Origin of the sequence: Prevotella sp. oral taxon 313, assembly GCF_003043935.1 — a bacterium.
GTDB classification, from domain to species: Bacteria; Bacteroidota; Bacteroidia; order Bacteroidales; family Bacteroidaceae; genus Prevotella; species Prevotella jejuni.
The window spans coordinates 1835983-1852378 of sequence record NZ_PYXE01000001.1 but is presented as its reverse complement, the minus strand read 5'-3'; the positions used below and the strand labels follow the sequence as shown (position 1 = coordinate 1852378).

The following is a 16396-nucleotide window of genomic DNA, read 5'->3' as shown; positions in this document are numbered from 1 at the left end:
AATGCTGTTGCATGAAAAAAGCCATATCAGACATCCTGCAAGAGGATAGTCTAATATGGCCTTATACTTATCAGTCTTAGCTTAGAGCAATGCCTTGAACTTCTCGTTCAAAACATCTTTTGAGGCAGCACCAACAAACTTGTCTACCAACTTACCACCCTTAAAGAAGAGGATGGTAGGGATGTTACGTACGCCAAAGTCGATGGCTACGTCGTCATTTTCCTCTACATCGCACTTGCCAACGACGATTTTACCGTCGTACTCTTCGGCAAGTTCTGAGATAATTGGACCAATCATCTTACAAGGACCACACCATGTTGCCCACAAATCAACTACCAATGGTAACTCACCATTCTTATAAGTCTCTAAATTCTCGTTAGTAATTACTACTTCCATTGTTATTCTTTTTATAAGTTTATTAATATTGTCTTTTCTGTTTATAACCTCTTATCAAAGATTGTGCCACTTTCGGTTTAGTTGATATGGAACTCCATCTTCTCATTAGATGAGATAAAGTCTATCAGCTTACGGTCAACGTTAACACCGCCTTTCTTGCTCTTTAGCATAAGTACTGTGCTGTCAGGCGTTCGCAACTGTATGTAGAGTTGTGTGTTACCTGTATGTTGCTCGATGACTGTTGATAGTTCCTTGACAAAGGCTTCGTCTAATGCTGTCGCATCCATAGAGATGGTGAGGCGTTCCAAACGATTCTTTTTCACGTCATAAAGTTGCTCAATCTTCTGCACCTTCAGCTCTAACAGTTCTGGATTGTTGCGATAACGAGGTTGGCACTTGGCTGTGATATAGACGGTATAGTTCATCTTCAAGAGGTTGTTCCATCGTGCCCAGTCGTCACCAAACAGTGCTAACTCACCCGTTCCACCAAAGTCTTCTATCGTGACAAAGCCAAATGGCTTTCCTGTCTTTTGTGAGAAACGTTCGTTAACAGATGTGACAATACCGCCGAATGTCACTTCGTCAGCTTTTGCCAATTGTGTCATGTCAGCATTGCGACCTATCTTAGAACAGTGAGTGTTACACATATTGTTCAGTACAACACTGTATTCATCGAGGGGATGGGCCGATAGATAGATACCAACTAACTCTCGTTCCTTATTCAATTTCTCAATGACTGGCCACTTCTCAGCCTTTGGAGCGACAGGATGTACTACATCTATAGCATCCATACCAGCAAAGAGAGAGTTCTGTTGTTGGGCCTTTTCTGCTTGGAAAAGCTGCCCATAACGGACAATGGTGTCTAAGAAGGAATCACCTTTCCCAGTAATAGCAAAGTATTGTTCTCGCTGCAATCCGAAGCTATCGAAGCCCCCACTATAGGCTAAACTCTCAAATGCTTTGCGGTTGACATTACTGAAGTCGACACGTTCTGCAAAGTCGTATATATCCTTGTAAGGGCCGTTCTTCTCACGTTCACGTACTATACTCTCTGCAGCACTCGCACCCATTCCCTTGATAGCAGAGAGTCCGAAGCGAATCTCACCATGCTTGTTTACACCAAAGCCTATCTGACTCTCGTTGACATCAGGTCCAAGGGTTGCAATCTTCAATGCCTTACACTCCTCCATTAACTTGGTGATTTCGGTAATCTGACTGAAGCGACGTGTCATCAACGCAGCCATATATTCGGCTGGATAATGCGCCTTCATATAGGCTGTCTGATAAGCTACCCATGAGTAACAAGTGGCATGTGACTTATTGAAAGCATAGCTGGCAAATTTCTCCCAGTCGCTCCATATCTTCTCAAGTATCTGTGGGTCGTGCCCATTCTCCTGTCCTTGCTTGATGAACTTAGGCTTCATCTTGTCAACGATAGCCTTCATCTTCTTACCCATTGCCTTACGAAGAGCATCACTCTCACCACGTGTAAAGTTGGCTAACTGGCGACTCAAGAGCATTACTTGCTCTTGATAGACAGTGATACCGTAGGTGTCTTTGAGGTACTTCTCCATACATGGGATATCATACTTCACCAGTGACGGGTCGTGTTTACGCTTGATAAAGTCAGGGATATAGTCCATTGGACCCGGACGATAGAGCGCATTCATGGCGATGAGGTCTTCAAACACGGTTGGATGAAGCTCACGAAGGTACTTCTGCATACCTGCCGACTCAAACTGGAAAGTACCAACGGTCTGTCCACGTTGGTAGAGTTGGTAGGTTAATTCATCGTCAATAGGAATCTTCTCAAGGTCTATCACGTCGCCAGTCGTCTGCTTAACAACCTTGCAAGCCTCCTTTAACTCGGAGAGAGTCTTCAGTCCGAGGAAGTCCATCTTGATAAGTCCTGTAGACTCAATCACGTGACCGTCATATTGTGTTACAGGTACTTTCTTCTCTGGAAAGTCTGGGTCTGTTGCCGTAGAGATAGGTACCCACTCATCAATAGGATTACGACATATAATGAAACCACAGGCATGGATACCTGTTCCACGCACTGTTCCTTCCAACATCTTGGCATATTTAATGGTGTTGCGCTCCCTTATGTCTTCGCTAACCTCAGCATCTTGCAACTCTGGGGTACACTTGATAGCATTCGTTAAGTTCATCTTCATGCCATCAGGTAAGCGTTCTGGAATCGCCTTACAAAGAGCGTTAGATACATCTAACGGTAGTTTCTCTACACGTGCCACATCCTTGATAGAGTTCTTTGTAGCCATGGTAGAATAGGTAATGATATGTGCACAGTTCTCGTGTCCATACTTATCCATTACCCACTGCAGCACACGTCCGCGCCCATCATCATCAAAGTCAGTATCAATATCAGGTAGGTTGACACGGTCAGGATTGAGGAAACGCTCAAACAGAAGGTCGTATTTCAGCGGGTCAATCTGCGTTATTCCCAAGCAATAAGCCACTACGGAGCCTGCAGCAGAGCCACGACCAGGACCCACCATCACGTCTAACTCTTGTCGTGCAGCATTGATGAAGTCTTGCACAATAAGGAAATAACCAGGGAAACCCATGGTTTTCATAACGTGTAACTCAAATCGGATATGGTTCTTAACCTCATCTGATAGAGGATCGCCATATAGCTTCTTTGCACCATCGTAGGCTAACTTAGCTAAATAGTCGGCCTCGAACTTAATGCGATATATCTTCTCATAGCCGCCTAAACGGTCGATAACCTTCTGTCCTTCTTCCTTTGTTAGTGGGTTCTCACCGTTCTCGTCGGTGGTAAACTCCTTGTATAAGTCTTCTTCAGTGAACTTCTTTCTCCACTCTTCTTCGGTTCCAAAGTCCTCTGGGATAGGGAAGAACGGCATGATAGGACCATGATTAATATTATACGTCTCTACCTTGTCAAGAATCTCCAACGTGTTTGCCATAGCTTCAGGGACATCAGAGAAGGCCTCATTCATCTCCGCCTTCGTCTTAAACCACTCTTGTTTAGAGTAGCGCATACGCTTTGGATCGTCTAAATCCTCGTTCGTTGAAAGGCAGAGTAGATGGTCATGAGCCTCGGCAGTCTCTTTGTCTTCAAAGTGACAGTCGTTGGTACATATTAACTTTATACCATATTCTTGTGCAAACTTCATGAGCACTTTGTTGGCTTTCTGCTGTAGAGGATAAGCCTCACGGTTAGCCATCAAGGTTGGATCTTTTACTTCATGACGCTGTAGCTCAAGGTAGTAATCATCTCCAAACACACGATGATACCACTCACAAGCCTCTCTTGCACCCTCGATATCATCATGGATAATCTTGTTAGGTACCTCACCTGCTATACAAGCTGTACATACAATCAATCCTTCATGATACTTCTCAAGCTGCTCACGGTCCGTACGAGGGCGATAGTAATAACCATCTACCCACGCATTGGATACCAGTTTGATAAGATTCTTATAACCTGTATAATTCTTCGCTAATACAATAAGGTGGTAGCCAGAATTATCATGCATACTCTTATCCTTATCGTGCATAGTACGACGGGCTACGTACATTTCACAACCAAAGATAGGTTTGAAAGGCTCTTCACCCTTCTCTTTCCTACCTTTATTGACCTTAGCACAATAGTCAGCAAACTCTTTTATGCCAAACATCACACCGTGATCAGTAATCGCCATACCCCTCATTCCGTCAGCAATAGCCTTATCAACAAGACGTGTGACCTTCGACTGACCATCAAGAATAGAATAGTTGGTGTGGACGTGTAAATGTACGAAATCTTCCATTGAACTTATGCGTTTTTGAGCTGTAAAGTTACTATGAAAAGGCGACATAACAAAAGATTGAGAGTGAAAATTTGTGGAAATGACAAAAAAGAAGTACCTTTGCAACAAAACAAATACGTCGTTTATCGACCATGGGAAAAATAAAAAAGAAACTCAAAAAGATTAGAATCCATCACGAAGGGACTAATACGTTACTCTACGGAGGCATCGCTCTTGTCCTGATCGCCTTGATTCTCTGGTTTGCAGTTCCAACTAAGATACCATTTTGGATATTTGCAGTAGTCTTCGGTACCGTCTATGGTATAGTACTAAACTTCTATCGGTGTCCTATCCGATACTTTGGTAGTGAGGAGACAGATGGTATTGTCGTGGCTCCAGCCGATGGTCATATCGTTGTCATTGAAGAAGTAGACGAGAATGAATACTTCCATGATCGCCGATTGATGATATCCATCTTCATGAGTCTGTGGAATGTGCATGCCAATTGGTTCCCTGTTGACGGAGTGGTAAAGTCCGTACAGCACTTTGATGGTAATTATCACAAAGCTTGGCTACCTAAGGCAAGTGAGGAGAACGAGCACGCTGACACTATTATCACAACTCCTGATGGCACAGATGTACTCTGTCGTCAGATTGCAGGAGCGATGGCACGTCGTATCGTGACCTACGCTAAGCCTGGTGAGGATTGTTATATTGATGAGCATCTTGGCTTTATTAAGTTGGGTAGTCGTGTTGATATCTTCCTGCCTGTAGGCTCTGAGGTATGTGTAAAGATGGGTCAGGCGACAACAGGCGACCAAACGGTTATTGCTAAGTTGAAGCCTAATAATAAGTAAAGATGAAGAAACATATTCCTAACAGCATCACCTGTTGCAATCTTATTTCAGGTTGTATTGCTACTGGCTTTGCCTTTGGTAACAGCATAGAGATGGCTTTGCTGTTTATTATCATAGGTGCAGTGTTTGATTTCTTTGATGGTATGGTGGCTCGTTTACTTAATGTTAGTTCGTCAATCGGCAAGGAGTTAGACTCTTTAGCAGATGTTATCACCTTTGGTTTGGCGCCATCTACTATCATCTTCTCCATGTTGCATGTAATGTCCTATCCTGTTTTCCTTGAGCCACTGCGTGACTATCTGCCTTACGTAGCCTTTATCATGGCTGCTTTCTCGGCATTGCGTCTTGCAAAGTTCAATCTCGACGAGCGTCAGGCCTTAGGTTTTATCGGATTGCCAACACCTGCCAACGCACTCTTCTGGGGGTCACTCATTGTTGGAGTAGGGGATAAGTTAGAAAACCATTCATGGGTATTATACTTTATCATAGCGGGTATTCTTATCAGTTCATGGTTGCTTGTATCAGAGATTCCAATGTTTGCTTTGAAGTTCAAGCACTGGGGATTTAAGGGTAATGAGGTGAAGTATATCTTCTTGATAACCTGTTGTCCATTGGTGGCCATCTTCGGTATCTCTGCATTCGCTATCATCGTCGCATGGTATGTGATATTATCAGCTATCGTACAACAGACTTCTACACAAAAGTAGGGGCATAATTTCAAAGATATGACATTTTTTGCTTTCCTTTTCAAGTTTGCTTTTTTCCTCTTTATAGCCTTCTTTGTATTCATCTTATGGTTGCTTTACAGGTTCTATAAGCAGGTGACTCGTGTGCGTCGTCAGTACAATCCTTACGACTACCAACAGCAGGAAGCAAACTCAACAGAGAATACTATCATCGATAATCGGCCTATGGAGGAGCGCCATAAACAGGTGATACCAGACAGCGAGGGCGAGTATGTTGACTTTACGGAGGATGATGATACTAAATCTGAATAAGAGATAACACTCTATTATATACAAAACAATAAAGGACAAATCGCTTTGATTTGTCCTTTTTTGTTATCTTCTCTCTCTTAATTGCAGCTTGATAGGACGTGAATTGAGGTTTATCTCTTCATGTCGGGATTACCTGTAATATCATAAAAAATCCTTACAACGCATCGAACCATACATTCTTAAGATGGGAGAAGAATATTTCCTAAATCTTAGTTTGTAACATACAGCAGGTCAGTAGGTTACAAACAGTACCGAAGAAGACGCCTTTCTTGCTCCAAGAGAGGCGTCTTCTTGCATCAAGAAGGGCATGTTCTCGAACGTTGAAGGGCGTCTTCTTCTATCAAGCTCAGCCTCTTTCCGAATAGAGGGGAGTGTGATTACAGAAATATCTTGACAATGTATGCCTGCAAGTTTAGCGTTTTCTCACTCTTTGTCATTCTCCTTGTTGTGGTGTCTCAGTGATATTTTCTCATGGAACCAGACAATCTCTTGTCTACAAGCAGAGCTCCGAGAGGCTTGTTCTGGTACACGAATGCACAGGGCATAGCGACCAACTATAGTAGACGAACACTGTGGTATCTGTCGGATGAAACGCCTTCTCTGGCTCTACATGTGTGCAAATAGACCTCTTTCTATCTGTGCTGTTGATGTGCAAGAAAGCTCCTTTCGACTTCTGCGAACATTTTCAAGGGGAGTATCTCTGTGATTTCTATGAGCTGTCTTGTGGAGCATAGCATCACCGTTCGACGTCAATATGTCAAGACATCTTCCCTTTCTCTGTATTTGACACTATCAATCACAAAGAATGGAAAGACATCTCATGCCCTTGTAAGGTTCCTTCTCACCTGCTATCTTTCGTTAGCAAGACAGCTTACGAGTCCCATCAGGCTGCTCTTCAATCGTAACCTTGATGACATTCTCTGGTAGGATGTCCTCAATAAGCTCTGGCCATTCAAGCAGACAGAGGTTACCACTATAGAAGTAGTCCTCATATCCCATGTCATACACCTCTTCTAACTTCTTGATGCGATAGAAGTCAAAGTGGTAGATAGGGTCGCCCTTACCGTCAGTATATTCATTGATGATAGCGAAGGTAGGGGAGGTAATGACATCTTCTACGCCCAAGACCTCACAAAGAGCCTTGATGAAAGTGGTTTTACCAGCTCCCATCTTTCCGTAGAAAGCAAATACTTTACCTTCGCCCATCCCCTTGACAAATTCTTTTGCAGCCTCATGGATGGTGTCGAGACTTTTGATTGTAATTTCCATATTGCTTTGTTTTTACTTTGTTTATGTGATAGTTGGTTGTGAGTCGTTCGTTCTTTTCGGATTGATCTATAGGTTTCTGTGAATCTTATAGACCACTATGTGCGAACAATTACAATACAACCGATGTTTATGCTATTCAGTATGCGTGTCTTTAATAAGATATATCCTCTATCCCAGTCTTAAGTGTATTTTAGGGGACTCACTCCTCCTTCGGAGGGTTGGGGGAGGTCCCTCTTACCGCTTCCTCGGACTTAATGTTACCAATGGGACAATCATCTCTTCCATAGAGATGCCTCCATGCTGGAATGTATCCTTATAGTAAGAGACGTAGTAGTTATAGTTGTTCGGATAAGCAAAGAACGAGTCGCCAGTAGCAAAGACGTAGCTTGTGCTGAGATTTGGCGCAGGGAGCTGTGCAAGATGAGGATTCTTGATAGCGAATACTTGCCGTGCATCATAGTTGAGGCTCTTCCCCAACTTATAACGCAGATTGGTATTCGTATTACGATCACCGATAATCTTTACTGGATTGGTGGTGCGGATAGACCCATGATCGGTCGTGATAATGACCTTATAGTCCGACTGTGCCAACTCTTTGAATACGTCTGCTAACACGCTATGTTGGAACCAGCTAAGCGTAATAGAGCGATATGCGTTCTCGTTACTTGCCAATTCACGTATCATTCTCATCTCTGTACGAGCGTGAGAAAGCATGTCGACGAAGTTTACTACAAGTACATTGAGATCGTTCTGTGCAAGGTTATTATACTGCTGCATGAACTTGTCGGCACCAGCAGAGTCGTTAATCTTATGATAAGAGAACTTGTCGTGACGGCGATAACGGTCTATCTGTGTTTGTATAAGCGGTTCCTCGTTAAGGTTCTTACCCTCTTCCTCGTCCTCATCTACCCATAGTTCAGGGAACATCGTAGCTATCTGCTTCGGCATAAGACCGCTAAAGATGGCGTTGCGGGCATACTGTGTGGCCGTTGGGAGAATACTCATGTAGAGGTCTTCATCGATATCAAACATGTCACCAATCTCCTTTGAGAGAATACGCCACTGGTCGAGTCGGAAGTTATCAATGACGATGAGGAATACCTTCTCACCTTTGTCTATGAGTGGGAAAACCTTACTTTTGAAGATGTCAGTACTGAGCAGCGGACGACTATCGTTGTTGTTGGATGGTTTCTTCTTATGTCCTGTCAGCTTAGAGAAGCTGTTACTTAGTTTATTGTCCTGTGGGGCAACCCAGTCAAGATAGTTTTTAGCGATGTACTTAGCAAAGCCGTTGTTGGCTTCCTCCTTCTGCATCTTCAGCATCTCAGTCATGTTACTATCCGCACTACTCAACTCCAGTTCCCAATGAACAAGTTTTCTATACACGTCTTTCCAGTCGTCGAATGTGCGACAGTCGGCTATCTGCATAGCAATCTGCTGATAGTTCTGTTGGTAACCACTTTGAGTCACCTTTGTGACAATCTCCTTCTGATGAACATTCTTTTTCAGTGTAAGGAGTATCTGATTAGGGTTTACAGGCTTGATAAGGTAATCTGCTATCTTAGCACCTATCGCTTGGTTCATAATATCCTCCTCCTCACTCTTCGTAACCATGACGATAGGGGTGGCAGGTTGAATTTCCTTAATTCGTTGTAAAGTCTCCAAACCAGACAAGCCCGGCATCTGCTCGTCCAAGAGAACGAGGTCGAATGTCTGTGTTTGGCATTGGTCGATGGCGTCAGCACCATTGCTAACCGTCACCACTTCGTATCCTTTCTTCTCAAGGAAGATGATGTGCGCCTTTAACAACTCTATTTCATCATCTACCCAAAGTAACAATCCATTGCTCATAGCTGTTATCTCCTTTCCTTAGAACCCCTCCAAATCGTAGTATTCATCTTCGATGTCGTTCTGGATGGGCTGATTCTTTTTATTATTCTTATTATTTGTCTTGTTTTGTTGAGGTACGTCATCGCCGAAATAGATAATCGGACCGTCATCTGAAACCTTCTTCTTCTGCACAGGAGCGGTCTGTGGCTTCTGCGTAGAAGGCTGTTGCGTCTTCGTTACGGTAGGCTTAGCCTGCTTGTCTTTAGCCACTGGTTTTGTTGTCTTTACAGGTGCTACTGGAGACGTTGGCTTGGTAGGTACGACAGTAGTAGACTGCTTGCTCGGAGTGACGGGATCTGTCTCTTTTGTTGGTATGACAGGCTTCACAGGAGTCGTTGACCTCGTAGTCTTGGCTGGTACCTTAGGAGTAATGTCCTTTACAGGTTCCTCGTCTGGGATAAAGTAAGTACTGTTGTCGTCTAAGACAGGCTTCTTCTCCTCTGGTAGAGGCTTCTTCTCCTCAACAACAGGCTTCTGTTTCGTTGTTTCCCTCTTCTCTTCTACGGCAGACTTCTTCTCCTCTACGGGAACCTCAAAGGTGTTGTTATTTTGTTCATTCACCTTCTGTTCTGTCTTTGTAGTCTTAGCATCCTCCAAAGGAATCGTCATAGTGTTGTCGACAGGTACGTCCTGTGTGTCAGGATAGAGGTCAGGGTCATTTGCATGCTTCTGTTCAATCTCCTGTTGTAGGTCGCGTTCACGTGGTGTTGTAACCTCAGCCGGCTCACTGAGTAAGTATCTTTGCGTCACGACTAATGGTGCAAAATGCTTTGCATAGAACGTCTCATAGTCCTTATAACTATAAGTAGTACCTATTAGTTTAAGGTTTTTATCACTGATGATAATCCCCTTAGTCGACTTACCCATCTGTTGTACAACAAGCTTGGAAGCAAACAATTGACGTGCATACTGATAAGCCTCATCGAAGCTGCGGAAGCCCGATACTTGCATCTGATGTAGTCCATTGAGGTCTTCTACCTCTATCTCAAAGTTACGAACAAGGAAGTTTGTGAAGTTGAAACGTGCCAATTCAAATAGCAACTTGTTCTCTTTCAGTGAGTCAGGATGGTACACTAACAGGAACTTAAAGTCTATGTCACGTTCAGAAGAGAACTTAGCTTGCTGTATGCTATCGCTATCGTTCATTACGTTTGCACGATAGTTCCAGATGTCGTCAAGGTCGAACTTGCCTCCACGTAGCTTCTTCCCAGCTTGTACACCATTGACAATCATACCCGCCATCTCGCTGATACGACTGCTTGGATACTTCTTCACAACCTCCTTCATGTCGTTGACACAGCCCGTAGGGTCGCCATTGTTCAGTTTTCCCAAGCCTCCAATGAAGAGGAACTTATCCCTGTTAGCGCCCATAGGGAAGCGTGATTCAGAGATGCGAGCATTACCTGCTACCTCACTATATCGGCCTTGTTTGAAGGCTTCGTAGGTAGCCGCATAGAGGGAGTCTTCTATCTGCACACCGAAACGAAGGTTCTGTTTATAGTAAGGATCAGTAAGGAGTGTGGTCCACTTGCTCTTTGGGAACTTCTGACTTAGACGTGTAACATAGTTCTCAGCAAGCTGTGGTTCATTCTTGCGCATGTAGAGTAAGTATAGATGATAGTACACATCATCCATCTGATCATAGTCGGGATAGTTGTCACTCACCCGCCTTAAGGCCTTTTCAGCTAATCGAAGGTTGTCGAGTCTGTCCTTAAAGATAACACCAGAATGATGTAGTCCGTCTTCTAATATCTTGTTACTTGCTTCCAACTGTTCCGTAGTGAAAGGTATCTGAGATAGATAGTATTCACGCGTGTGAGGGTCATTCTTGAGCGAGTCGGCCGTTTGATTGATAGAGTCCTGGCGTGCTTCAGCCCGCATGATAGAGTCTCTTTGTTGGTCTGTGAAGTCAGTAGGCATGTTAGTACTACCTATTCTCCCCACAACGCTTTGGTTACTACGTTGCCAGTTATCAATGTTCTCGCGTTTACCCCATAGTTGTTGGAAGGTTATCTTACCTTGTTGAACAGCCGTAGGGTTATAGAAATACCATGTATTTCCTTGTTGTTGTCTATTGTTTACACGCTTAGGTGTTCCAAGGTTATTGTTCCCAAAGTTGCCATACACGTCTTGTTGCTGTCCATTGTCCTGTGTTGTTTGTAGTGCTCGTTCCTCTTTTTCTTTCTTTTTGAGGGCTGTGATGACACGGTCTATGGCTGTATTTCGTTCTTGTTCAGAGCATTTAGCAAGATGTTGAAGGGAGTCTTGAAGTTGTACGGCATCCGTATAAGGTGCTAACTCATCCAATATCTTTGAGCGTTCAGAGAGTTGTTCATAGTCTTTGCGGTCCTTGTCAAGCAGTCCGATAGCCTCGTCATAGCAACGTTTAGCATCTCCAAAGCGCTCTTTAGCCCAGTATAGATCACCGAGGTGGAGTAGTAGTACGCCTTTCTCAATACCGTTTCTTGTAGCCTTCTTGTTACCTTGCTCGTAGGCATTAATGGCTGCAAGGGTGTCTTGATTAGCAAGATGTATGTTGCCCATAGCGTAATACACCTGGTCAAGATACTCCTTGTTATTATCTGAAGCAGCCATCTGCTTGAGTTTACTAATCATCTTTCTTGTCTGTCCCTTTGCGGTCACTTCGGTTTGAGCAATGCGTGCATTGAACTCTAATTCGTAGGGAGGATTGGTGCGAATAACACGTTGGAAGGCTTTATAAGCATCCTCATTTCTACCGAGCGAAGCCAATACCTGTCCAAGTAGATACAACTCACGAGCCTTCTGCTTCTTACGCATTTCATGTTTGATAACCTTTTGGAGATAGGGAACAGCCTTTTCCAACTCACCCGAATGGAGGTAGTAATCACAATAGGTATAGTCCCACTCCTTCACAGCTCGCCAATCTAAAGAGTCGCGCTGCATATTCCGAATGACATCCTCAGCATCATAGAGCCAGTCTTGTTCTATGTAACATTTAGCTAACCAAGCCCTTGCTTTCCCATAGATTGCAGGTTGTCCTTTGTAGATGCGGCTCATATAAGCAAAGGTAGCAGCCGCTTCTTCAAAAGCACCTTTATGGAATTGTGAACGCCCCATGAGCATCCATGCCTTCCATAGGAAGGGATTATATTCACGGCGCGATAGCCATTCTATGTCCTTTTCCGTCTTTCGTCTGCTCTTTGTCCATTCTGGTCTTTTCTTGATACTATGCTTTGCAATCGCCTTCTCAGCCTTTTCTATAGCTCTATCGAAGTTACCCTTTCCTAAGTCACGACTATTCTTATTGCCGACAGTATAGAGTGGGATGAACTCTGTGAAGTTATCTTTATTCCCCTTCTCCTTCTCCAATGAACCGTCAATATAGGCTTGTGCACCATTATAATAAACGTTATAACGGGTATTGAAGGCATGCCACCAACGCGTTTGCGCGGTGTTATTCTTTGTTGAGCAACTAATAATTGTTAGTACACAGAATGCCAACAAAGAGGGGATGATATGTCTTATTACTCTTTTCTTCACGTTTCCTTTGATGTTCAGTACTATTGCAAGCGCCTTCAAACTACGATAGGTACAGATAACGAACTTAACCTTCTATCATTGTTATCACCTCATCCTTGATTTGATCTGGTAGATTGATTTCTCGAAGGATAAGGCTTCTATTCCAGCCTTTCACCTCATGGGGCTGCATTGTATAGAGTACGGTAGCAAACTCTTCCACCTCCGCATCAGTGTATTGGTTAGATGGTCTACCACGAAAACGGTCAAGTTCTTCGTCGTCATAATACTCTATGTCTTTTGTTGCGGCCTCCATCATACATACTTGTTCACATTTGTCATCTGTCCCATCACAGGATGAACAGTCACCAGAGGTGGGCATCATGACATCAGGTTCACCTGCTTTTCTTTTAGTGAACTTTGTCGCTATTGCTGCAATAATCGCTAATATAAATAGAGCTCCTATGCCAATAAGAAATATACTCATTCTTTACTTCCTTTGCTTTCTTTAGCTTCTTTGATACACTCTGATAGGAGTTGCTTAATCTACTTGCTGTATCTTGAATCCTGCTTTGCGTAAATCGGCCCAGTAATGAGGGTAAGATTTAGACACAACCTCTGGGTTGTTGATGCGTATCTCGCCTAACTTGATAGCCAATGGGGCAAACGACATAGCCATGCGATGGTCTTCGTAGGTGTCAATCGTTGGCTGTGTCATGGGTTCACAACGTTCACCAGTCCATGATAATGCCGTCCCCTCTTCCTCATGGAGGATATATCCCAACTTTTCCATTTCTCTTTTCATGGCTTCAATACGGTCGGTCTCCTTTATCTTCAAGGTTCTTAAGCCTGTAAAATGGAATGGTATTCCTAATATAGGACATACGGCAATGAGCGTTTGGGCCAAGTCTGGTTGATTGGTAAAGTCATAGTCCATTCTATTCAACATACGTGAATGGCGGGTTAAGAGTGCTTCAGGCATTCCGTTAACGCCTTTCTCCTTAAAACTCGTCTTTATTCCGAGTAGTGAGAAGATGTATCTTACCGTCGAGTCGCCTTGTCTTGACCCATCTTTCAGTCCTTGTAAAGCTACCTTTGACTGGGTGTCATCTGTCAGCGCAAGTATCTCATACCAATAACTTGCAGCACTCCAGTCGCTTTCAATCGTATAGGCTCGTTGCTGATAGGGCTGTGGCTTCACTCTAATCGTATCAAAGTCAGACCATTCGGCAGCTACACCAAACTCATGCATAAGGTGCAATGTGAGGTCTATATAGGGTCGAGAGATAATGTTACCCGTTAGTTTTAGTTCCAAGCCTTTCGTCAGAATAGGTGCAATCATCAGTAGAGCAGAGATATACTGTGAGCTAACATCACCCGCTATCTGCAATGTTCCCCCTTCAAGTTGCCTACCTTTGATATGGAGAGGTGGGTAGCCTTCTTCGCCAACATACTCAATCTCTGCCCCTAAATAGCGCAGTGCATCCACAAGAATACCAATTGGACGGTGTTTCATACGCTCCGTTCCTGTAAGCGTGTGTTCTCCTTCCGTAGCACTAAGGTAAGCTGTCATAAAGCGCATAGCCGTTCCTGCCGCCTTGATGTCTATGATTTCCGATTGTTTACCAAGTCCACGGATGATAACCTCAGTGTCATCACAATCAGATAAGTTCTCAGGCATCATTCCTCCCTTTGTGAGTGCTTGGATAATAAGGGCACGATTACTGATACTTTTTGATGCTGGAAGCATGATAGAAGTATCAATATGTTCGGGGCAACTTACGATGTATTGCATGTGTATTTAGTGCAGATTTATACTACGACAAAAGTACAAAATAAACTTGGGAATAGAGAAAAAGAAGTCCAAAAGTTTGCTAATATGGTGGAAAGTAACTAATTTTGCACTGCTTAAAAGATACGGGATGTAGTTCAGTAGGTTTAGAATGCTGGTCTGGGGGACCAGTGGTCGCCAGTTCGAGTCTGGTCATCCCGACCAAGAAACATTGTTACAAAGGGGCTGTTTATCAGTCCCTTTTTTTGTTAAAAGAGGTGTACTTATTTCTTTCTTATCCTGTTTATCTATTGTAGGTGTCGTTCTCTATTGAAGACTAAGTCGAGAGATGAATTTTGATTAACCATAGAATGTGTCTGTGGCTTGGGTAGACTCTTAACTTATCATGCTTCTCCTAAAATACAGTAGGATAACGATTATAAAAGAGAAGGCACATTTCTTTATACGGTGAGAGCATCACTATAATCATTCCTTACAGTTCTTTTTCATCGCACAAAGCCCCAGCACGCATGTTGCGGAGGCTGAACATGCACGGTGTGGGGGCTTAGCACTAATCGTAAGGAGGGTTTATAACTCTTCAAAAAGTTGTGTTGCGTTCGTATAGGGACAGGTTGTCAGCGTGTTACGCTATAATGTAAAGGAGGGAAAGTAGGGGTTACCTTCCCACTGTCCTCACCTCTTACCTTAGAAAGAAAGGTGTTTATTCGAATTTTATAGATTTGGTAAGTTCGGTGATATAACCGACAGATACACCATTGTCGAAGGCAGATATGATACAACCCTTCTCTTTCTTCTTATCAATAAGGATACAGTAACGCCAGAAGATAGTTTCTCCTTTTTTCTCAATCTTCCTGATACGGTATGTACAAGTATTACCATTAATCTTCTCCTGACCCTCTGCTATCAGTTGAGGAGAAACGTCATCGAAACTTTTGAGTATTCCCTTTTCCCAACTCCAATAAACTTTTTCAGTATATTCATCAGATAAATAGAATGCAGTTAGGCCCGCACCACCAACGTATTTATTGTGTAATTCGAACAAAGGGTCGATAGGTAACTTTTTTTTAGGCTGTTGTCTATTACAGGTGAAACCTTTTGGAATTGTAAAGATAAACACTCCATTGGTACGTTGGTTAGGCTGTAGCTTCCTACTAAGCATCTCTTTTTTCTGCTTAGCTTTGGTGGTAAAGTTCATTACTAAATCTGGTGTTCCTAAGAGGAATAGCACGACTGATGTGGTGAACAGGCCTATTATGACTGCTCGGTTCATTTGTGGGGCATTACGACAGGCTGAGTGAACAAGCTCTTTCACCTTGGTTGAGACAAACAAATAGCCCATCCAGCTGATTCCGAGGCAGAGACCACCGAGATAAACCAGGCAGTCAGCCGTCAAGTGTCCTTCTGTAAGGGAGGTGATGAGTATCAGTATATTAGCGAAGAGCATCAGTCCTGCATAGGTTTTAGCATAGAACACGGCATTAGCCTTGCGTTTGATGAAGGCATAAATGGTGTAGACTCCTGTGTAGCAAAGCGTAAAGATGGTAAATATATTTGCGATAGCAATATTGCTCGATAGGTCTTCTCCTAATATATTATAGGCTTTCAAACCAAGAAATAAGCTATAGACAACACCAATGATAGCCGTAAGGAGATAGATGGCAAGAAACCCTTTAATCTGCGTGTTAGCCTCTAACTGTTGTTGTGTATAGGCAGGTGTTGCTTTGTTCTTGTCATTCTTATTGTCCTGTGTTTCTATCTGCTGAGGATTTTCAGACGTCTTTTCCATGTCATTTATGTTTTTAGTTATATTTGTTTCTATACTGTTTCGAGATATAGTTGTGGTTATATTTGTCGGCTATTACAGACCGTTTCCCTACTTCTTTGAGTAAAGAGTAGGGCAAAGATAATAAATTTCTTCAA

At 43.2% G+C, this 16396-nt stretch carries 11 protein-coding genes and 1 tRNA gene; 4 read left to right on the top strand and 8 right to left on the bottom strand.

The window, feature by feature from the left end:
- Window positions 1–81: 81 nt before the first annotated feature.
- Window positions 82–396, bottom strand: coding sequence for a thioredoxin (trxA, locus tag AXF23_RS07250; protein WP_009012283.1), 315 nt, complete (start codon window positions 394–396; stop codon window positions 82–84).
- 77 nt (window positions 397–473) lie between these two features.
- Window positions 474–4193 (bottom strand): DNA polymerase III subunit alpha, encoded by a 3720-nt coding sequence (gene dnaE, locus AXF23_RS07245; protein ID WP_107624840.1) that lies wholly within the window; start codon window positions 4191–4193, stop codon window positions 474–476.
- Window positions 4194–4324: 131 nt separating this feature from the next.
- On the opposite strand from dnaE, the gene AXF23_RS07240 reads away from it, so the two are divergent.
- Genes AXF23_RS07240 through AXF23_RS07230 form a run of 3 tightly spaced genes read left to right on the top strand, consistent with a single transcriptional unit; the run spans window position 4325 to window position 6027 of the window.
- Window positions 4325–5029, top strand: a complete 705-nt coding sequence (locus AXF23_RS07240) for a phosphatidylserine decarboxylase family protein (RefSeq protein ID WP_009012285.1) — start codon at window positions 4325–4327, stop codon at window positions 5027–5029.
- Window positions 5030–5031: 2 nt separating this feature from the next.
- A complete protein-coding gene (gene pssA, locus AXF23_RS07235) occupies window positions 5032–5736 on the top strand; it encodes a CDP-diacylglycerol--serine O-phosphatidyltransferase (RefSeq protein ID WP_107624839.1) in 705 nt (234 codons plus the stop codon).
- A gap of 18 nt (window positions 5737–5754) precedes the next feature.
- Window positions 5755–6027, top strand: a complete 273-nt coding sequence (locus tag AXF23_RS07230) for a DUF4834 domain-containing protein (protein ID WP_107624838.1) — start codon at window positions 5755–5757, stop codon at window positions 6025–6027.
- 858 nt (window positions 6028–6885) lie between these two features.
- On the opposite strand, the gene tsaE is transcribed toward AXF23_RS07230, so the two are convergent.
- The 5 genes from tsaE to aroA all read right to left on the bottom strand — a co-directional run bounded on the left by tsaE (window position 6886) and on the right by aroA (window position 14479).
- Window positions 6886–7296, bottom strand: a complete 411-nt coding sequence (tsaE, locus tag AXF23_RS07225; RefSeq protein WP_107624837.1) for a tRNA (adenosine(37)-N6)-threonylcarbamoyltransferase complex ATPase subunit type 1 TsaE — start codon at window positions 7294–7296, stop codon at window positions 6886–6888.
- 234 nt (window positions 7297–7530) lie between these two features.
- Entirely contained in the window at window positions 7531–9147 is a 1617-nt protein-coding gene (locus tag AXF23_RS07220) for a T9SS response regulator signal transducer PorX (protein ID WP_107624836.1), read from the bottom strand.
- Between the two features lie 18 nt (window positions 9148–9165).
- Window positions 9166–12708 (bottom strand): type IX secretion system periplasmic lipoprotein PorW/SprE, encoded by a 3543-nt coding sequence (locus AXF23_RS07215; protein ID WP_107625823.1) that lies wholly within the window; start codon window positions 12706–12708, stop codon window positions 9166–9168.
- 64 nt (window positions 12709–12772) lie between these two features.
- Window positions 12773–13171, bottom strand: coding sequence for a hypothetical protein (locus AXF23_RS07210; RefSeq protein WP_107624835.1), 399 nt, complete (start codon window positions 13169–13171; stop codon window positions 12773–12775).
- 54 nt (window positions 13172–13225) lie between these two features.
- A complete protein-coding gene (gene aroA, locus AXF23_RS07205) occupies window positions 13226–14479 on the bottom strand; it encodes a 3-phosphoshikimate 1-carboxyvinyltransferase (RefSeq protein ID WP_107624834.1) in 1254 nt (417 codons plus the stop codon).
- A 123-nt stretch (window positions 14480–14602) separates the two neighbouring features.
- Between aroA and AXF23_RS07200 the strand changes: the two genes are divergently transcribed.
- A tRNA-Pro gene (locus AXF23_RS07200) sits at window positions 14603–14680 on the top strand.
- A 496-nt stretch (window positions 14681–15176) separates the two neighbouring features.
- Here AXF23_RS07200 and AXF23_RS07195 read toward each other — a convergent pair.
- Entirely contained in the window at window positions 15177–16262 is a 1086-nt protein-coding gene (locus AXF23_RS07195; protein ID WP_107624833.1) for a hypothetical protein, read from the bottom strand.
- Window positions 16263–16396 lie beyond the last annotated feature (134 nt).